The organism is Arcicella sp. LKC2W, assembly GCF_034931005.1.
GTDB lineage: Bacteria > Bacteroidota > Bacteroidia > Cytophagales > Spirosomataceae > Arcicella.
Genome location: NZ_JAYGIN010000006.1, coordinates 47,182 through 65,593, shown reverse-complemented (window position 1 = coordinate 65,593; position 18,412 = coordinate 47,182). Strand labels below are relative to the sequence as shown.

The 18,412-nt window shown below is 35.3% G+C and carries 20 protein-coding genes; 17 read left to right on the top strand and 3 right to left on the bottom strand.

Translation table 11 applies throughout. From position 1 onward, the window contains the following. Positions 1–38: 38 nt before the first annotated feature. The 4 genes from VB796_RS07160 (at position 39) to VB796_RS07145 (ending at position 2,867) form a co-directional block, all read left to right on the top strand. Entirely contained in the window at positions 39–743 is a 705-nt protein-coding gene (locus VB796_RS07160) for a head GIN domain-containing protein (protein WP_323345836.1), read from the top strand. Between the two features lie 233 nt (positions 744–976). Further along, entirely contained in the window at positions 977–1,939 is a 963-nt protein-coding gene (locus VB796_RS07155; protein WP_323345835.1) for a YpdA family putative bacillithiol disulfide reductase, read from the top strand. Between the two features lie 17 nt (positions 1,940–1,956). Beyond that, a complete protein-coding gene (locus VB796_RS07150) occupies positions 1,957–2,559 on the top strand; it encodes a Uma2 family endonuclease (protein ID WP_323345834.1) in 603 nt (200 codons plus the stop codon). Positions 2,560–2,570: 11 nt separating this feature from the next. After that, the gene (locus VB796_RS07145; RefSeq protein WP_109741476.1) at positions 2,571–2,867 is read left to right on the top strand and encodes a YtxH domain-containing protein; all 297 of its coding nucleotides are present in this window, start codon (positions 2,571–2,573) and stop codon (positions 2,865–2,867) included. A gap of 64 nt (positions 2,868–2,931) precedes the next feature. On the opposite strand, the gene VB796_RS07140 is transcribed toward VB796_RS07145, so the two are convergent. Then, positions 2,932–3,054 carry a hypothetical protein gene (locus tag VB796_RS07140; RefSeq protein ID WP_323345833.1) on the bottom strand — a complete coding sequence of 41 codons (123 nt, stop codon included), beginning with the start codon at positions 3,052–3,054 and terminating at the stop codon, positions 2,932–2,934. Positions 3,055–3,281: 227 nt separating this feature from the next. On the opposite strand from VB796_RS07140, the gene VB796_RS07135 reads away from it, so the two are divergent. Both VB796_RS07135 and VB796_RS07130 read left to right on the top strand, forming a co-directional pair. Continuing rightward, positions 3,282–3,815, top strand: a complete 534-nt coding sequence (locus VB796_RS07135; RefSeq protein ID WP_323345832.1) for a hypothetical protein — start codon at positions 3,282–3,284, stop codon at positions 3,813–3,815. A 49-nt stretch (positions 3,816–3,864) separates the two neighbouring features. Next, complete coding sequence (locus VB796_RS07130) at positions 3,865–4,827, top strand: hypothetical protein (protein ID WP_323345831.1); 963 nt, start codon at positions 3,865–3,867, stop codon at positions 4,825–4,827. 152 nt (positions 4,828–4,979) lie between these two features. On the opposite strand, the gene VB796_RS07125 is transcribed toward VB796_RS07130, so the two are convergent. Beyond that, entirely contained in the window at positions 4,980–5,672 is a 693-nt protein-coding gene (locus VB796_RS07125; protein WP_323345830.1) for a hypothetical protein, read from the bottom strand. Between the two features lie 289 nt (positions 5,673–5,961). Between VB796_RS07125 and VB796_RS07120 the strand changes: the two genes are divergently transcribed. The 11 genes from VB796_RS07120 (at position 5,962) to VB796_RS07070 (ending at position 15,997) form a co-directional block, all read left to right on the top strand. Next, a complete protein-coding gene (locus tag VB796_RS07120; RefSeq protein WP_323345829.1) occupies positions 5,962–6,936 on the top strand; it encodes an N-acetylornithine carbamoyltransferase in 975 nt (324 codons plus the stop codon). Positions 6,937–7,022: 86 nt separating this feature from the next. Further along, positions 7,023–7,802 carry an acetylglutamate kinase gene (gene argB / locus VB796_RS07115; protein ID WP_323345828.1) on the top strand — a complete coding sequence of 260 codons (780 nt, stop codon included), beginning with the start codon at positions 7,023–7,025 and terminating at the stop codon, positions 7,800–7,802. A gap of 36 nt (positions 7,803–7,838) precedes the next feature. Then, positions 7,839–8,279 (top strand): DMP19 family protein, encoded by a 441-nt coding sequence (locus VB796_RS07110; RefSeq protein WP_323345827.1) that lies wholly within the window; start codon positions 7,839–7,841, stop codon positions 8,277–8,279. A gap of 110 nt (positions 8,280–8,389) precedes the next feature. Then, positions 8,390–8,560, top strand: coding sequence for a hypothetical protein (locus VB796_RS07105; protein ID WP_323345826.1), 171 nt, complete (start codon positions 8,390–8,392; stop codon positions 8,558–8,560). A gap of 1 nt (position 8,561) precedes the next feature. Next, entirely contained in the window at positions 8,562–9,017 is a 456-nt protein-coding gene (locus VB796_RS07100; protein WP_323345825.1) for a PIN domain-containing protein, read from the top strand. Positions 9,018–9,034: 17 nt separating this feature from the next. Then, entirely contained in the window at positions 9,035–9,952 is a 918-nt protein-coding gene (locus VB796_RS07095; RefSeq protein WP_323345824.1) for an ADP-ribosylglycohydrolase family protein, read from the top strand. A gap of 84 nt (positions 9,953–10,036) precedes the next feature. Further along, entirely contained in the window at positions 10,037–11,116 is a 1,080-nt protein-coding gene (locus VB796_RS07090; protein ID WP_323345823.1) for a M20 family metallo-hydrolase, read from the top strand. Next, positions 11,113–12,243 (top strand): FAD-dependent monooxygenase, encoded by a 1,131-nt coding sequence (locus tag VB796_RS07085; RefSeq protein WP_323345822.1) that lies wholly within the window; start codon positions 11,113–11,115, stop codon positions 12,241–12,243. The genes VB796_RS07090 and VB796_RS07085 overlap by 4 nt, the downstream gene beginning before the upstream one ends. A 75-nt stretch (positions 12,244–12,318) precedes the next feature. Beyond that, on the top strand, positions 12,319–13,656 hold the full coding sequence (gene argH, locus VB796_RS07080; RefSeq protein ID WP_323345821.1) for an argininosuccinate lyase: 1,338 nt from the start codon (positions 12,319–12,321) through the stop codon (positions 13,654–13,656). A gap of 20 nt (positions 13,657–13,676) precedes the next feature. Next, positions 13,677–14,795: a glycosyltransferase family 4 protein gene (locus tag VB796_RS07075; RefSeq protein WP_323345820.1), complete on the top strand. Its 1,119-nt coding sequence runs from the start codon at positions 13,677–13,679 to the stop codon at positions 14,793–14,795. Positions 14,796–14,986: 191 nt separating this feature from the next. Further along, complete coding sequence (locus VB796_RS07070; protein WP_323345819.1) at positions 14,987–15,997, top strand: glycosyltransferase family 2 protein; 1,011 nt, start codon at positions 14,987–14,989, stop codon at positions 15,995–15,997. Between the two features lie 76 nt (positions 15,998–16,073). Here the strand turns inward: VB796_RS07070 and VB796_RS07065 are convergent, their stop codons facing one another. Further along, positions 16,074–18,347, bottom strand: a complete 2,274-nt coding sequence (locus tag VB796_RS07065; protein ID WP_323345818.1) for an NADP-dependent malic enzyme — start codon at positions 18,345–18,347, stop codon at positions 16,074–16,076. Between the last annotated feature and the right edge of the window lie 65 nt (positions 18,348–18,412).

Genomic DNA, 18,412 nt, shown 5'->3' with positions numbered 1-18,412 from the left:
AACTTGCATCTGATATAAAACATCAAAATAACATGAAAATGAAACTCAACCTTCGAAATTTATTTGCCATTGCCACATTATTATTCGTTACAAACGTATTAATGGCACAAAACAGAAAAGATTATCCATTAAAAGGATTCGACAAATTGGATATGTCAAACGCCTTTCAAATTGCCATAACACAAGGTTCAACTTATAAGGTATTGGTTGATGCTGAGCGTGCCGAAGACCTTGAAGATTTAGAGGTAAAAATTAGTAGTGGAACACTCATTGCAAAATACCGCAGTAGCAAAGGTTGGGGATGGAACAAAAATCGTAAAAAAGTTACTTTCACCATCGTAATGCCAACACTGAAAATGGTAGATTTTTCGGGAGCAACCAAATCTAAAATCTCAGGATTCAATGATTTAGAAGAAATTTCTTTAAAATTTTCAGGGGCTTCTAACGCAGAAATCAATATCAAAGCCGACAAAGTAAATTTAGATTGTTCGGGAGCATCATCCATCAAAATGAACGGAAATACTTCTAAAATGAATTATGACGTATCGGGAGCGAGTAATGTAAACTGTTACAATTTCCCAGCACGTGATGTTGATGCGGATATTTCAGGAGCAAGTTCTGTAAAAGTAAACGCCTCAAAAACATTAACTGTTGAAGCAAGCGGAGCATCATCATTACGTTATCGTGGACAACCATCGGTAAAATCTGATGTATCAGGGGCAAGTTCGGTGAAAAGTGAGTAACACAGGTTTTAACCTGTATTTTGAAAAACAGGTTAAAACCTGTGTTACTTGATAAAAATCCCATCAGAAATGAACCTGATGGGATTTTTTTTGTGTTTATTTGTCAGTAGAACAGCTTTCCAGGTTGTTGATAAGTAACACAGGTTTCAAACCTGTAAGCAGAGACAACAGGTTAGCAACCTATCAATAAATTTTAAAAAGACAGTTGAGAAAACTGTCCTACCTCATTAAAAATGTACGACTTAATTATCATCGGTGGTGGTCCAATTGGCTTGGCGTGTGGACTTGAAGCTCAAACGGCAGGACTCAATTATTTGGTTTTAGAGAAAGGGTGCTTGGTCAATTCGCTTTATAATTATCCCGCAAATATGACTTTTTTCAGCACCTCCGACCGTCTGGAAATTGGCGATGTTCCCTTTGTGTCAAATAACGCAAAGCCAACACGCTCAGAAGCTTTAGAATATTATCGCCGAGTGGCATTACACCGTAAATTGAACCTGAAGTTGTTTGAAGAAGTGGACAACATTTCGCCCAAATCTGACGGTTTTTACACCATTCATACAAAAAAGAGTCAGTACGAAACCAAAAATATCGTAATTGCCACAGGTTTTTATGACATTCCGTATTTGATGAATGTTGCAGGCGAAAACCTTCCGAAAGTAACCCATTATTATGAGGAACCGCATTTTTACGCTTTGCAAAAGGTGGTCGTTGTAGGAGCGAATAATTCTGCCGTAGATGCCGCCCTCGAAACATGGCGAAAAGGTGCTGATGTTACAATGATTTTGAGACATGATGAAATTGGAAGTAGAGTAAAATATTGGGCAAAACCTGACATAGAAAACCGTATTAAAGAAGGTTCGATTAAGGCATTTTTCAATTCGGAAGTAACAGAAATACGTGAAAATGAAATTGATATAAAAACTCCAGAAGGAATTGTTACGATAGAAAATGATTACGTAATTGCGATGACGGGTTATCAGCCCAATCTTGATTTTTTACGTAAAATAGGCATCACTCTATCAGCCGATGAAATCATGAAACCGACTTACGATGATGAAACGCAAGAGACCAATTTACCCAACGTTTTCCTTGCGGGAGTAATTTGTGGAGGGATGAATACACACTCGTTGTTTATCGAAAATTCAAGAATTCATGCCGTGAAAATCATTGAAAAAATCGTAAATTCACAATAAAATTCACAAGCAATATTATGACAAGTACCGCACAAAGAAAAGTTCCTCGGAAAGTGCCTGCATATCTCGTCAAAGAGATATTGAACGGGATTCCTATCTATTATAAAGGCTATAAAGCAGTTTTACGCAAAGAAAAAACATTAGAAAGTATTATGGGTGCAAGTGGTTTACAGGTTTTTATTTTACGCTATTTTACGTATTTATTAATTCGTCAATTAGATGAAAATCAGTATTTTGTATTTACTGGAGAGGGTGGAATGCACCTTGATGTAAACAATAACCTTTCGGGAGATGTGATGATTTATGAGCAAATTAAATTGCCTATTTCTAAAATTGACACTCATTATTTAGATGTTCCTCCCAAAATAGATATTGAAATTGATGTCAGTATTGATACCACTGATTTTACCGAGCAAACCTATATTTATCAAAAAACTGACCGTTTATTGTCTTGGGGAGTTGAGAAAGTTATTTGGGTTTTATCAGCTTCAAAAAAAGTTATTGTGGCTGAACAAGGCAAAGATTGGTTATTAATAGATTGGTCGAAAGACATTGAAATTATAGATGGAGTTAAGTTTAATATTTCACAATATTTAGAAAAATCAGGAGTTAATTTTTAAAACATAAAACCATGTCAGTAAACGCAAAACACATTGCAACATTTCTTTTAGGTGCCGCCGCAGGAGTTGCCCTAAACAAATATTTACAAACGGAAGAAGGCGAAAAAACGCTTGCTGATTTGAAAGATAAAGCGTCTCAATTGAAAACCGAAGCGGAAGGTGCTATTGATAAAGCTCCAGAATATTTCGAGAAATTAAAAACGGAAGGTGCAGCAGCTTTGAAAGAGCAATTCCCAGATATTGAGAAGTTTTTACAGGATTTGATGGGTGGAATAAAACCTACTACGGGTGCTGAAGAAGTGAAATAGTTTAAGGTTTGAGTGCTTAGGTTTTAGAAGTGAAAAAGCTCTTTAAAATCTAAGCTCTAAAACCTTATTTATCACAGCTAATTACACCTTTGGCAATTAAATATGGGATAAGAATATATAGTGTTACGCCTTTTATCAAAAAAAAGAAAAAACCAGCCCAGCCGAGTCGCTTGAGCCATGCTATCATTTTATTTTGAGGAGGTTGTTGAGTTTCCAAATCTTTGCTTTTATTTTTTCTAACACAAATAATTTGAATAAGGTTTACCTTTTGATAAATCTATTTCAGCATTTTATACTACAAAAGTACAACTGCTCTTGAAAATGTAATACCTTACGTTCTGAAAACTTTACCTATTGTCCCTACTCTATAAATATCCTCAATTAAAGTTTTCTTACATCTTAAACTCTTATACCATGTTTAAAAAGCAATTTTTTGTGGCTTTATGCCTTTTTACTTCTTCATTTATTGCTCATTCGCAAGCCTCCGAAACACCCATAAAATATAACAATAACTATCTCGACAAAGGCACTTGGCTTATTGGGGGAAATTTATCGTATTTGAATAGCTCTGGAGCAGACATACTTTATGGAAGTTTGTCTGGAGCTAAAATGATTTCAAAAAATGTGGCTCTTGGAGCTAATATTTTGTACGTTAGTTCTGGAAGTAATACCATTCTTGGACCACAGGCTCGGTATTATTTTAATAATGAAAGGTCTTCTAAATTTTTCCTTCTTGGTAATGTGAATTTTAATACAGAAGGAGGTTCTCCAAATTACAGCGTTGGAGCAGGACTTGCTAACTTTGTCAGTGATTATGTATCAATTGACATTACAGGAAATTACGGTAATTCCTTCAACTCTAACAACTTATCATCATCAAGGAGTAATTTAATTAGTCTTTTAGTGGGACTACAAATATATCTTCCTAAGAAAAAACAAACATACTGAAAGGGACAATAAAAGGATTTCAAACTAATTTTGAAATCCTTTTATTTTTATGAATCAACTCGTGAAATATCAATTAATTATCTCCGAAAATGCTCACTTTGTCCCTGATAATTTATTTAATTTTCAGCGATATTTCTTCAATGAAATTGAACATTTAAAACATCAAGGTGGAGATGATTTATACACTTTTTATTGGCAAGAAGTTAATTTTAAAACTATTGAAGCTCGTTTTAGCGTCATTATCAAAGATAAAATTGCCTACTCTCCTTTCAAAGCAACTTTTGGCGGAATAGAATTTAGCCAATCTCTTTCTGAAATTTCTTTACATCAATTCTTAGAACGGGTTGAATCTTTTCTCTTTTCAAAAAATATTTCTGAAATCCATATCAATTTATATCCAGAAAAATATTTATCGGAACAACAAAAGCATATACTTGAAAACTGCCTTCAGAAATTACACTTTCAAATAAAATATACCGAACACAATTACGAAATTGATGTTACCGAAAAATCATTTTTAGAAATTATTATTTCTCCAAGAGCCAAGCAATTACTTAAAAAATCAATTAAAAATGAGTTCGTTATCAAAAATGAAACTAATCCTGATTTCTCAATAATTCATGCTTTCATTGCTAATTCTCGATTACGAAAAAATCGACCAATGACTATGACTTTAGAACAGTTGACAGAGCATTTTCAAAAATTCCCAGATAATTTTCAACTTTTTTCAGTCTATGATATTGACGTATTAATTGCCACAGGCGTAACCATTAAAATAAATCAGGATATTTTATACACATTCTATCTCGCCGACAATGAGCAATACTTAAAACATAGTCCAACAATTTATTTATTGTCAGGCATTTATGAATATGGTCAAAAAGAAAATTTCAAATTATTAGATTTAGGGATTGCAACAGATAAAGGCGTTTTAAACGAAGGTTTAGCCAGATTTAAACGAAGTTTAGGCGGAAAACTATCCGAAAAGAAAACATATTTCAGAAAATATTAAGTTTTTTTTGAATCTCACCGTGACTTTACATTAACAACATCGTATAATAATTAAGAAATACATTTTGTGTTCTTAGTAGAATACTTAATTATATTTTGGTGTGTTAGTGATATTTTTAGGCGAACCTTTGTAAGGCTCGCCTAATTTTTTGTTTAGAATTTAAAACCGATACCAGCATTGCCAGTATATTGTCCAACTTCCAAGTTGAGAGAAACCTTCTTCGTAACATAATATTTAGCACCAACGTATGGACTAAAAACCATCTGTCCCGAGTTGTACCCTTGTTGAGTAAGTGTTCCCTTATTAATTAGCCTTGCATCGACAGGTAAAACTCCATAAGATGATGGGATGTTAGAAGGAGAGCCTTTATACTGTTCAACTGTATTTGAAAATTCATCAACAAATGTTTTTTGATAACCAATCATAGCACCTGCGTACAAATCCCATTTACGAGTAGCATAATGTAAACCAAAGCGAAGTCCCGCAGTTACTGTTTGTCTCCTTTGGTCACCTACATTTTTATAAATCGTATAAAGACTATCCGTATTGCTATAACTTGGATAACTGCTTCCGTAAGGATTTTTAACTTGTGAATAACTAAAAAAACCGCCCAAGCTCACAATTCCACGTGTACCGGGAAGTCCATAATCAAAAGATATAGAAGGAGTAACTTGAGAATAACCGAAAGACCCCATTCCTCCAGAAATTCCTACTGAAAGAGTTTTATCTCCTTCTTTAAAAGCTTTCTGCTCGTCCTGAGCTAAAATTGAAACATAATTGGTGCAAATAATTGCCATAGTTAAATACGCCAAGCGTATGCTGAAAGGGTTACGTAGATTTTGCATGATTTTATTAAAGGAGTTTAGTGAAAAATTATTCTTCCACTCTATTACGCAATCAAGTATCATATTATTTAACAAGCACTTAACCATTTAACATCTCTTAACAGTTTTAACAAAAAACTGCAATATTTTAACATTTGGATTAACTTTGTAAAATAAAAGTCGTAAGTCTCTAAGCGACCGTCTTTCGGTCATAAGTTATAAGTAGAAAAATAGCAGATTTGCCAGTACATTTTCAACTTATCAACTGAAAATACTTACGACTTACAGACATACGACTTAACAAATCTCCATGCAACACTTTTTATCTGTCAAAGATGCTATTGATGTTCAGGCTTTGGTAAAAGAAGCCTTGTTATATAAAAAAACTCCCTATGCCGATAAGCACATCGGTAAAAACCGCACAATGGGACTTTTATTCTTTAATTCGAGTCTTCGTACACGTTTAAGCACACAAAGAGCTGCCCAAAATTTAGGGCTTGAACTTATTGTGATGAATGTTGGGCAAGATGGTTGGGGATTAGAATTTGAAGACGGTGCCATTATGGACGGCAACAAAGCTGAACATATCAAAGAAGCCGCACCTGTTGTTGGGCAATATTGCGACATCGTGGGTATTCGTAGTTTTCCGACTTTGGAAAATCGTGAAGAAGACTATTCTGAAAATGTATTAAACCAGTTTGTAAAACATACGGGTCGCCCGATTGTGAGTTTAGAATCGGCAACTCGTCACCCATTACAATCTTTAACGGATTTAATCACCATTGAAGAACTCAAAACAAAACCACGTCCGAAGGTAGTTCTATCATGGGCTCCGCACGTAAAAGCACTTCCACAAGCCGTTCCGAACTCTTTTGCAGAATGGATGAACGCCGCTGACGTGGATTTTGTCATTACTCATCCAGAAGGTTACGAACTCGCCCCAGAATTTGTAGGAAACGCCAAAGTAACGCATAATCAAGAAGAAGCATTCAAAGATGCAGATTTTATTTATGCCAAAAATTGGTCATCGTATAATGATTATGGCAAGATTTTGAGTCAAGACCCATCTTGGAAAATCACAACAGAAAAAATGGCATTGACTGATAATGCTAAATTTATGCACTGTTTGCCAGTTCGTAGAAATGTAGTGGTTGACGATGCCGTTTTGGATTCGCCAAATTCGGTAGTTATTCAACAAGCAGGAAATCGAGTTTGGGCAGCCCAAGTGGTTTTAAAGCAAATTCTATTAAAAATTATCAGAGAAGAAAGTCCATATTTATTTTAGGTGTTGGGGGTTAGGTTTTAGGGGTTAGCAAAATAGGTATTTAGCTTTTATCCCTAACACCCAACCCCTAAAACCTAACCCCTAAAATGAAATTAACCATTATAAAAATTGGCGGGAACGTTGTTGATAATCCAACTTTAAGGGAAAATTTTCTCAATGATTTCGCTCAAATACCTTCACCAAAGATTTTAGTTCATGGCGGAGGAAAAATTGCTACGCAAGTTGCCGTAAAATTAGACGTTGAAACCGTCATGGTAGAAGGTAGAAGAATCACCGACAAAGCCATGTTGGACGTAGTTACGATGGTTTACGGTGGGTTGGTTAACAAAACTTTAGTTGCCCAATTACAAAGTAGAGGTGTAAATACCATCGGACTCACGGGTGCAGATGCAGGTGTAATTTTGTCTAAAAAGCGTCCTGTCAAAGAAATAGACTACGGTTTTGTGGGCGACATTGAAAAGGTTGATAACATATTCATTGATAGCCTTTTAAAGCAAAATTTAGTGCCAATTTTTGCTCCTTTGACCTACGACAAAGAAGGCAATATGCTCAATACCAATGCCGATACCCAAGCCCAAGCCATAGCCGTAGCAATGGCAAAAGATTATGAGGTGAATTTGGTTTATTGCTTCGAGAAAAAAGGCGTTTTGACCGATGTGGACGATGATAATTCAGTAATTCCAATTCTAAAAAAAGATTATTACGAACAACTAAAAGCCGACGGAGCCATTCATACAGGCATGATTCCGAAGTTGGATAATGCTTTTAAAGCGATTGGAGAAGGTGTCGCCCAAGTAACGATTTGCCATGCGGCGGAGGTGAGATTGGCGGTAAATGAAGGAACGGCTGGGACTAAGATTGTTTAGGATGATTGTATCATTTAATCATAAAAAAATACTAATATGAGAAAAATTAATTCTGATACCATTGCAAATTTAGACGATGAAGAACTTGATGAGCTTATTATTGATAAAGGCTCTGAAAAGCATTGTGGAACATTTGGTGAGTATTTTGAAAATAATGAAAAAGATGAAGTTCTATGTGAAATTTATTCGGTTGGTGTTATGGAAGGAGATATATGTAATGGTGGATTTGATCAATTTTTTCTAAATTTTGAAGATTTGATTTTTCCTGCACTAAATGGATTACAAAAAATTAATGCTCCGAAACATCATAATCTTCTTAAACGGGCTTATGAAATATACATAAATCAAAAGGATGAATTCATAGATAAACGAAATATTAATCTTGATGAATTAGATGATGAGTTTTACGAACTTGACGATTTAGCACCATACAGGCAGAAGTTTATTAGGGAAAATATTGATTTTTTTCTGGATTAAAATTTGCCATTTTTCTGTTATATGTAAAATGCTAACAACCTTCTCTAAACCTAAAACAATTTGTATATTTGTACCTAAACTTAAAACCTCAACTTAAAACCTCAATTCTAATGGTAGGAAGAAAATCAAATATCATCTCTGCAAGTGAGATTTTACAGGCAGGAGGAATAGATAAATGGGCGAAAAAGACCAAGTACGAAAGTAAAAATATCAAAATGTCAGGAATTATTAAATTGACTGATGAAGAGTTTGAAAAAGCCTTGAAATCATTAGACAATTAGTATGGCTATACTTTACGATACCAATATTCTTTTACATATTGTTCGAGATAATAGTATAGACGAAAAAGTTAGAAATTTTGTAAATCCCAACAAGCAACTACTTGAATTTACTACGATTGTAAATAAAGGGGAAGCTATATCAATAGCATTACAAAATGGTTGGGGTAAATCCAAAGTTCAAAAACTAACTGATTTACTAAACGAAATAGCAATTATTGATATTTCTGATGATAAAATTGTAGAAGCATACGCAATTATAGACGCTTTTAGTCAAAACAAATACTCATTTCTTAAATTAGGTGATTCTGCCAGAAACATGGGAAAGAATGACTTATGGATTGCTGCTATTTCCAAAGTTTTCAAGTTTAAATTGATTACAACGGATGGAGATTTTGACCATTTAGACAACATAATGATTGACCTTGTAAAATACCTTCCCGAAGAACTAAAACTATAAGACATCTTCTCCCACAAATGCACACCAAAGGACTCCTTTTTGGCATAGCAATCGGCGACGCATTGGGCGTACCCGTTGAGTTTATGAGTCGTAAACACTTACAGGCTAATCCCGTAACGTGTATGCGTGCGTATGGTACGCATCATCAGCCCGCAGGTACGTGGTCAGACGATACGGCGATGTCAATGCTTTTGGTAGAACAATTAATTGAAGGTTACGAAGTTCAAAAATTAGCCAATCGTTTTTGTCATTGGTATCAATATAATCAATGGACTCCACACGGTGAGATTTTTGATATGGGCGTTGCCACTCGTAATGCTATGGACAAACTCGCCAAAGGCGTACCTGCCTCATTATCAGGAGAGTGCGATGACTACTCCAACGGAAATGGCTCTTTGATGCGAATTTTACCTTTAGCCATTCATCTCCAAAATAAACCAATCGACGAACGTTTTAGAATTGTCAAAGAAGTTTCTTCCATTACTCATGCACATATTCGCTCGATTATTGGGTGTTTCTTTGCCGTTGAATTTGTCATTAATCTCCTGAAAGAAAAAGATAAATGTGATGCTTACGCCGAGACACAAAACATCGTCAGAGATTATTTACATTTAATTAATATTAAAACTTCTGAAATAGAACTTTATAACCGAATTTTGTTCGACGATATTTCAAGAATTCCACAAGAAGATATTTATTCATCTGGCTACATTGTCCATACGCTTGAAGCCAGTTTATGGGCATTTCTGACGACAGATAATTTTAAAGATGCCGTATTGAAAGCCGTAAATTTAGGGGATGATGCCGATACTATTGGGTCGGTAACGGGTGGTTTGGCAGGACTTTTTTATGGTTTTGAGCAAATACCAGAAGAATGGGTGAATACTTTGGTAAAAAAAGAAGATATAGAGAACCTTGTACAACGATTTTCCTAAATCGTAAAAATATATCAAGATTCTCCAGAATCGTAAACGGGATGAACTAAAAAGAAACGATTTAGGAAAATCGTTGTACATTTTATGACCTTACAACAACAAATCACGCAAGATGCAATTGTTCTTTTAAAGCAACTCATTGCTACACAGTCTTTTAGTCGTGAAGAAAATCTTACAGGCGATATTCTCGAAGAGTTTTTTAGAGAACGAAATATTCCTTTCCGCAGAAAAATCAATAACCTTTGGGCAAGAAACAAACACTTCAATCCCGAACTTCCAACGGTTTTATTAAACTCCCATCACGACACCGTAAAACCCAATCCTTCATGGACATTAAATCCTTTTGAGCCATTGGTAAAAGATGGAAAACTGTTCGGTTTGGGAAGCAACGATGCGGGCGGTTGTTTAGTAAGTTTATTGGCTACTTTTTATTACTTTTATAATCGTAGTGACCTAAAATTCAACGTATTATTTGTAGCTTCGGCAGAGGAAGAAATTTCTGGAAAAAACGGTTTGGAATTACTTTTGAAAGAAAATGATTTGCCCGAAATCTCCTTCGCCATCGTCGGAGAGCCTACTGAAATGCACTTGGCAATTGCAGAAAAAGGGTTAATGGTAGTTGATTGTACCGCTCACGGAGTAGCTGGACACGCCGCCCGTGAAGAAGGCGAAAATGCTATTTACAAAGCTATCAAAGACATTAATTGGATTCAAAATTATGAGTTTCCTAAAATTTCGCCCGTATTAGGAAAAATGAAAATGTCCGTAACCATTATCAATGCAGGAAAACAACACAACGTTGTGCCAGATACTTGTAATTTTACGATTGATTGCCGAGTAACGGAGCAATATACATTAGAAGAAACACTGGAAACTATTCGACAAAACATTGATTCCCAAGCAGATGCACGTTCTATTCGTTTAAAACCATCGTCAATTCCGATGGAGCATCCAATTGTAAAAGCAGGAATTGAAATGGGCAGAAAAACGTATGGTTCACCCACTACATCCGACCAAGCGGTTTTGGATTGTCAATCGTTAAAAATGGGACCTGGACATTCAGAACGTTCTCATACTGCCGACGAATTTATTTATTTGAATGAAATTGAAGAAGGTATTGATTTGTATATCAAGATGTTATCAAACGTAATCGTTGCTAAATGAAAAATCCTATTAGCATTATTGGTGCGGGTATCGGTGGGCTAACTACTGCTCTGACCCTCAAACAAAAAGGTTTTGATGTTGCTCTTTATGAAGGAACAGCAGAAATAAAGCCTGTGGGAGCTGGAATTATTATTGCCAATAATGCTATGCAGGTCTTTCAAAAATTAGGGCTTCAAGATAAAATTCAAGCAGCAGGCAATAAGATTTCGTATATGAAAATTACTGACGAAAACTTAAAACCGCTTTCTGTCATAGATTTATCAGTTTTTGAACAAAAATATGGCGTTCATAATGTAGCCATTCATAGAGGCGAGTTACAAAAAATATTGGCTGATGCAGTCGGTTTTGAAAATATTTCCTTGTCAAAAAAATTAGTTGATATTCAAAAAAACACTGATTTTACACTCAATTTTGATGATAATTCAAGTGTTCAGTCTAATATTTTGATTGGAGCAGACGGTATAAAATCGGTGGTGAGAAATAAATTATTTCAAGAAAATACCATCAGAAATGCAGAACAAATTTGTTGGCGTGGTATCTGTCATTTTACCTTACCACAACAATATACCAATGAATTAAATGAAGCTTGGGGTAAAGGAAAACGAGTTGGTTTTGTAAAAATTTCTTCCCAAAAAGTATATTGGTACGCTTTGGCTAACCAAAAAGACATAAAAAACGCTCACGATATTAATTTGAGTGATTTTTTCAAAGAATTCCACTCCGATATTGTATCAATTTTAAAAGCTACTCCAAAAGAAAAAATCATCATTGCAGATATTTTAGACTTAAAACCAATGCAACATTGGCAAGAAAAAAATGTATGTTTAGTCGGTGATGCCGCACACGCAACCACTCCCAACTTAGGACAAGGAGCTTGTCAGGCAATTGAAGATGCCTATGTTTTAGGCAATTGTTTATCTCAAGAAAATGATATTAATATTGCCTTTGAAAAATATCAGGATATTCGTAAGAAAAAAGCACATGAAATAGTCAATACCAGTTGGCAATTGGGCAAATTAGCTCATATTAACAATAATTTTGGAATTTGGTTACGCAATACAATAATGAGCGTTATCCCTTCTTCTATCAATAAAAAACAAACCGAAAAGATATTTATGTTGAGCTAAGTCAAAATTGACTACTTTTTAAAATTGTCAATCTTAAAATATTTATCTTTGAATGAAATTTAAAACAAGAAAAAATTGAGCAAACTCTGGCAAAAAGATAACGTTTCGGTAAACGAAAAAATAGAAAAATTCACCGTTGGGCGTGACCCCGAATTTGATGTACTTCTCGCTCCTTTTGATGTATTGGGGTCATTGGCACATACTCAAATGTTGGCGAGTATTGGACTTTTAGAAGAAGCTGACTTAACAGAAATTCAACAAGAGTTAAAAAATATTTATGCTGAAATTCAATCGGGAAGTTTTGAGATTGAAGAAGGAATTGAAGACGTACACTCGCAAGTAGAACTTCTTTTAACTCGCAAATTAGGCGAAGCAGGCAAAAAAATCCACTCAGGGCGTTCACGTAATGACCAAGTTTTGGTAGATTTAAAACTCTTCACTCGCTCACGTTTGCAGGAAGTTACAGAAGCCACCAATCGCTTATTTGAGTTATTGATTTCTTTAAGCGATAAATTCAAAGATGTGCTTCTGCCAGGTTATACGCACCTTCAAATTGCGATGCCATCAAGTTTTGGTTTATGGTTTGGGGCGTATGCTGAGGCTTTGGTTGATGATACCGAAATGCTTCAAACGGCATATCGAATTGCCAATAAAAATCCATTGGGTTCGGGTGCTGGTTATGGTTCTTCTTTTCCTTTGAACCGCACGATGACGACTGAACTACTTGGTTTTCAAGAACTTCACTACAATGTTGTGTATGCACAAATGTCTCGGGGAAAAACAGAGTTATTCGCCACTACTGCCATTGCACAGGTTGCCTCAACGCTTTCACGTTTGGCGATGGACATTTGTTTGTACAATTCCCAAAACTTTGGTTTCATTAAATTACCCGATGAAATGACTACGGGAAGTTCAATAATGCCCCATAAAAAGAATCCAGATGTGGCGGAATTATTGCGAGGAAAAACCAACAGAATGAAAGGTTTACCCAATGAAATCCAATTGGTTATGGGAAATCTTCCGTCGGGTTATCACCGTGAAATGCAAATTTTGAAAGAAGTTTTAATGCCTGCTTTTGACGAAATTTTGAATTGCTTAGACATGACTTATTTCATGCTTTCGAATATTGAAGTGAAAGACGGAATTTTAGATGACCCAAAGTACGATTTATTATTTTCAGTAGAAAGAGTCAATGAATTGGTTTTACAGGGAGTTCCCTTCCGTGAAGCATACAAAATCATTGGAAATGAAATTAATGGAGGAACATATTCGCCAAATAGAAATCTAAATCACACCCACGAAGGCAGTATTGGCAATTTGTGCAATCCTCAAATTACTAATATGATGCAAGAAGTTTTAGGCAGATTTGGTTTTGAAAAAGTAGAAATAGCCATTGCTGATTTATTAAAATAATACAACTGTTCTAAAAATTAATGAAGAAAATATTATTTTTCACACCTTTTGGTGGTAGAACAGGCTCTGAAATGTTGATATGGAATATTTTCAAGCATCTAAATACTGACAAATTTCAAGTAGCCGTTTATAGCGATAAAGTTGGAAGCCTCAAAGATGATTTACCTGCTCATATTCCATACTATACTTCGCCATTCAATTGTTCAGGGGTTTCTCTTTTAGTTAAGAAATTATTGACTAAATTTGGCTATTCAGTCTATGAAAAAAATCTCATAAAAATTCATCAGCAGTTTAAACCCGATTATTGGTATTTAAACACCAATCTTTCAGGACATTTTGTTGAACTTGCTGAAAAATTAGGCGTAAAAATCATTTCTCATATTTCAGAAATGCCCTATTTGCTTTATGAATCTTTAGCAGAAAAAGATTTAAAACCGATGCTTAACGCTGAGATGACTTTGTGTTCGTCGGAAGCAGGAAGGCATTCTCTTGAAATATTAGAAGCAAACAACGTCAAAATTCTATACCCACTCGTTGACTTACAAAGTATCCGTCCTTCAGAGTCTAATAAAAAAGTCCTTCTATCTAAACTAAATATTCCAACAGATGCTTATATCTGGGCAATATCTGGTAGTTTAATTTATAGAAAAGGCATTGATTATCTTCCAAAGATTGTTCGTTTGATGCGAGAAAAAGGCAAAAATTGTTACTTTATTTGGATGGGAGGAAAAACGGGAAGTGCCGCAGAATATTACTTTAGGAAGGAATTAACGTATTATCAATGCAATAATGTTCTTTTAACTGGAGCATTGAGTACCGAATATTACGATTACTTTGATTTAGCAGATGCTTTTTTGTTACCTTCACACGAAGAAACCTTTGGCATGGTTAATGTTGAAGCTGCTTATCTGGGAAAACCTATTATTACTTTCAATTCAGGTGGTGTAGTTGATATTATGTTGGAAGGAATGGGTAAGATTGTTGAAAGTTGGAATGTGGAGGATTTAGTAAATTCGATGATTGATTTGATGGAAGGTCGCATTGAGATTAACAAGGATACAATGAGAAAAAGAGCATTAGACTTTGACTCATCAAAAATGTACCTTAAATGGGAAAATCTTATGGATACATTATCATAAAAATGAGTAATATTTTGGTTAAAATATACATACTTAATACACTGTTTAATAAGTTCTCCAATCAAACATTTTAGGATGAAAATTATTCAGAAAACTTATTAAACAGTGTACTTAATCAACTGACAAATTATAGATAGTTTATTATTACTTGCAACCACTAAAAATTAAAAACCACTAAAAATGATAACACCATGACACACATTTCAACAATTTCGATTGCCCTGTGTACTCACAATGGTGGTAAATTTATTGGCGAACAATTAAGAAGCATTCAAGAACAATCACTCAAACCAAATGAAATAATTGTTTGTGATGATAATTCATCAGATGAAACCGTTGAAATAATTAAACAATTTTCAGAGGTATTACCTATTAAGTTTTATCAGAATATTCCTGCTCTTGGCACTGTTAAAAATTTTGAATACGCCATCAGTATTTGTAAAGGTGATTTCATTTTTCTTTGCGACCAAGACGATTACTGGCTACCCAATAAAATTGAAAAGTTAGTCAATTATTTAGAAACACATCCTACACAAGATGTTGTCTTCTCTAATGCAGCAATTGTAGATGAAAATTTACAATCCCTGAACTTAACCATGTGGGAGAAAATTCGTTTTGAAGATGAAGAAATATCACTTTGGGAAAAAGGAAAGGCGTTAGAACTTCTATTAATTAGTAATAGAGTTACAGGTTGTACCGTTGCCATCCGAAAATCATTCGCCAAAAAAGCAATTCCTTTTCCAACTCACATTCATCCCGATTTTATTCATGATGGCTGGATTGCCCTATTAGCTTCTTTGACCAACCAAATTGGTTTTATCAATGAACCTTTGGTTTTGTACAGACAACATGATAATCAACAGGTAGGAATTGTGGAAAAGGAACGGGAAAAAGTTCATGTTTCATCACGTATTTCACGACCACGACAGGAAAAACTAAAGCCTTTTCTCGAAAAAGAATTATTATATACCAACCTCCTCAACCATGTTCATCAAAATTATCCAGAACTGAAAAATCGGACAAAAGCGTTACAAACTATTGCCGAACATTATCAAGTAAGAGGAAATTTGGAAGAAAATAGATGGAAGCGATTATTTCCTATTTTAAGGAATTTTTACAGAGGAAATTATCACCGTTATCAGCATTTAGGTTCAGATTGGTACGGAGTGTATTTGGCTTTGTTGGGAGATTTGTTTGAATAGTTAAATAGGTATGAGGTCGTAGGTATGAGGTATAAAATTATACTCCCCATATCTACGACCTCATACCTACGACCTCTTATTTTCCTTGTGCTTCTACAACGGCAATTGCCACCATATTGACAATTTCACGAACTGATGAACCTAATTGTAGTACGTGTACAGGTTTACGAAGTCCTAATAAAATGGGTCCAATATATTCAATATCCGAAGTCTCTTTCAATAAGTTATAAGCAATATTGGCAGCAGATAGATTCGGGAAGATAAGCGTATTTGCACCTTCTTCCGCCAATTTAGAGAATGGATAATTTTCCTTAATCAACTCATTATCAAAGGCTAAGTGAGCTTGCATTTCACCTTCCACAATCATTTCAGGGTGTTTTTTCTGCAAAATAGCCGTTGCTTCACGCATCTTCACGGCATCGTCACCATTGGCAGTACCAAAGTTAGAATACGTCAATAAGGCAATTCTTGGCTTTAAATTAAACTGTTCAACAGCTTTTGCCGTCAATTCTGTAATTTCTACAATATCATCAACCGTTGGATTGAAATTGATAGTTGTATCTGAGAAAAATATTGGTCCTTTTTTCGTGAGCAAAATATACATACCCGATACTTTTTTCACGCCATCTTCACGACCAATGATTTGTAAAGCAGGACGAATAGCATCTGGATAATTACGAGTCAAGCCAGAAATCACACAATCAGCATCACCAGTTTCCACCATCATTGAAGCGAAATAGCTACGAACCTGCATTTGCTTATGAGCTTCGTAATGGTTATATCCTTTACGTTTTCTTTTCTCAAAGAATAAATCACCGTAATGTTTTAGACGTTCCGCAGTTTCTGGAGAACGAGTGTCAATAATCTCAACATCAGCTAAATCGAGGCTATTGGTTTCGATAATTCCTTTGATTTTTTGGACATCCCCTAATAAAATCGGAATACAAATACCTTCGTCTTTCGACTGCTGAACGGCTTTCAATACCTTCAAATTTTCTGCATCAGCAAAGACAACACGTTTTGGAGAACGCTTCGCACGATTGACGATATATTTCATCAACTGATTGTCGAGTCCTAAACGTTTGCTTAATTCCAATTCGTAAGCATCCCAATCAGTAATTGGATTTTGAGCCAAACCTGACTCCATCGCTGCACGAGCTACCGCAGGAGCAACCGTTGTAATAAGGCGTGGGTCAACAGGTTTTGGAATAATATAGGTTCTTCCAAAAGTGAGATTTTTTTCATTATAAGCCAAATTTACAATATCTGGAACGGGCTTTTTGGCTAAGGCAGCTAATGCTTTTGCTGCAGCCATTTTCATATTTTCGTCAATTTCAGTGGCACGGACATCTAACGCACCTCTAAAAATATATGGAAAACCTAAAACGTTATTCACTTGATTTGGATAATCAGAACGCCCAGTTGCCATGATAATATCTTCACGAGCGGCTACGGCATCTTCATAAGAAATCTCTGGCGTTGGGTTTGCCATTGCAAAAACTACGGCATCTTTTGCCATAGATTTAATCATATCTTGCGAAACAATATTTCCAACTGATAAACCCAAAAATACGTCTGCACCCACCATTGCATCAGAAAGTGAATGAATATCGGTACGTTCTGAAGCAAAAGGTTGAACATATTTATTCAAATCGGTACGGCTTTTTGAGACTAAACCATCTTTGTCAAACATCAAAAGATTTTCAACTTTAGCTCCAAGTCCTAAATACAATTTCATACAAGACAATGCCGCCGCACCAGCACCCGATACCACAAATTTGCAGTCTTCAATTTTCTTTTCAACAATTTCCAATGCATTCAACAAAGCAGCTCCCGAAATAATGGCAGTACCGTGTTGGTCATCGTGCATGATTGGAATATTGAGGTCTTTACGTAGTCTTTCCTCAATCTCAAAACACTCAGGCGACTTAATATCTTCTAAGTTTACACCTCCAAAAGTTGGCTCTAAAATCTTAACTGTTCTGATTACTTCTTCTGGGTCTTCCGTATTTAATTCAATATCAAAAACGTCAATATCTGCAAAGATTTTGAATAAAACGCCCTTGCCTTCCATTACAGGTTTTGAGGCTTCTGGACCAATATTTCCCAAACCTAAAACGGCTGTTCCATTAGAAATAACGGCTACTAAATTACCTTTGGCAGTGTATTTATAGACATTCTCTTTATTAGCGGCAATTTCCAAACATGGCTCGGCAACACCTGGAGAATAAGCTAAGGAAAGGTCACGTTGAGTTTCAGTTTCTTTAGTGGAAATAACGGCGATTTTTCCAGGACGACCTTTAGAATGATAATCTAAAGCATCCTGTTTTCGGATTGGTTTTTGGCTCATGGGGTAATTATTTTGCGAGAAGTTTATTAAAGTTGTACCCTGCAAATGTACAACACGATACCGAT

What these genes read in the sequence shown, in the direction of transcription:
- VB796_RS07160 (WP_323345836.1), top strand. Translation starts at nt 39, where the DNA reads ATGAAACTCAACCTTCGAAATTTATTTGCCATTGCCACATTATTATTC.
- VB796_RS07155 (WP_323345835.1), top strand. Translation starts at nt 977, where the DNA reads ATGTACGACTTAATTATCATCGGTGGTGGTCCAATTGGCTTGGCGTGT.
- VB796_RS07150 (WP_323345834.1), top strand. Translation starts at nt 1,957, where the DNA reads ATGACAAGTACCGCACAAAGAAAAGTTCCTCGGAAAGTGCCTGCATAT.
- VB796_RS07145 (WP_109741476.1), top strand. Translation starts at nt 2,571, where the DNA reads ATGTCAGTAAACGCAAAACACATTGCAACATTTCTTTTAGGTGCCGCC.
- VB796_RS07140 (WP_323345833.1), bottom strand. Translation starts at nt 3,054, where the DNA reads ATGATAGCATGGCTCAAGCGACTCGGCTGGGCTGGTTTTTTCTTTTTT.
- VB796_RS07135 (WP_323345832.1), top strand. Translation starts at nt 3,282, where the DNA reads ATGTTTAAAAAGCAATTTTTTGTGGCTTTATGCCTTTTTACTTCTTCA.
- VB796_RS07130 (WP_323345831.1), top strand. Translation starts at nt 3,865, where the DNA reads ATGAATCAACTCGTGAAATATCAATTAATTATCTCCGAAAATGCTCAC.
- VB796_RS07125 (WP_323345830.1), bottom strand. Translation starts at nt 5,672, where the DNA reads ATGCAAAATCTACGTAACCCTTTCAGCATACGCTTGGCGTATTTAACT.
- VB796_RS07120 (WP_323345829.1), top strand. Translation starts at nt 5,962, where the DNA reads ATGCAACACTTTTTATCTGTCAAAGATGCTATTGATGTTCAGGCTTTG.
- argB (WP_323345828.1), top strand. Translation starts at nt 7,023, where the DNA reads ATGAAATTAACCATTATAAAAATTGGCGGGAACGTTGTTGATAATCCA.
- VB796_RS07110 (WP_323345827.1), top strand. Translation starts at nt 7,839, where the DNA reads ATGAGAAAAATTAATTCTGATACCATTGCAAATTTAGACGATGAAGAA.
- VB796_RS07105 (WP_323345826.1), top strand. Translation starts at nt 8,390, where the DNA reads ATGGTAGGAAGAAAATCAAATATCATCTCTGCAAGTGAGATTTTACAG.
- VB796_RS07100 (WP_323345825.1), top strand. Translation starts at nt 8,562, where the DNA reads ATGGCTATACTTTACGATACCAATATTCTTTTACATATTGTTCGAGAT.
- VB796_RS07095 (WP_323345824.1), top strand. Translation starts at nt 9,035, where the DNA reads ATGCACACCAAAGGACTCCTTTTTGGCATAGCAATCGGCGACGCATTG.
- VB796_RS07090 (WP_323345823.1), top strand. Translation starts at nt 10,037, where the DNA reads ATGACCTTACAACAACAAATCACGCAAGATGCAATTGTTCTTTTAAAG.
- VB796_RS07085 (WP_323345822.1), top strand. Translation starts at nt 11,113, where the DNA reads ATGAAAAATCCTATTAGCATTATTGGTGCGGGTATCGGTGGGCTAACT.
- VB796_RS07075 (WP_323345820.1), top strand. Translation starts at nt 13,677, where the DNA reads ATGAAGAAAATATTATTTTTCACACCTTTTGGTGGTAGAACAGGCTCT.
- VB796_RS07070 (WP_323345819.1), top strand. Translation starts at nt 14,987, where the DNA reads ATGACACACATTTCAACAATTTCGATTGCCCTGTGTACTCACAATGGT.
- VB796_RS07065 (WP_323345818.1), bottom strand. Translation starts at nt 18,347, where the DNA reads ATGAGCCAAAAACCAATCCGAAAACAGGATGCTTTAGATTATCATTCT.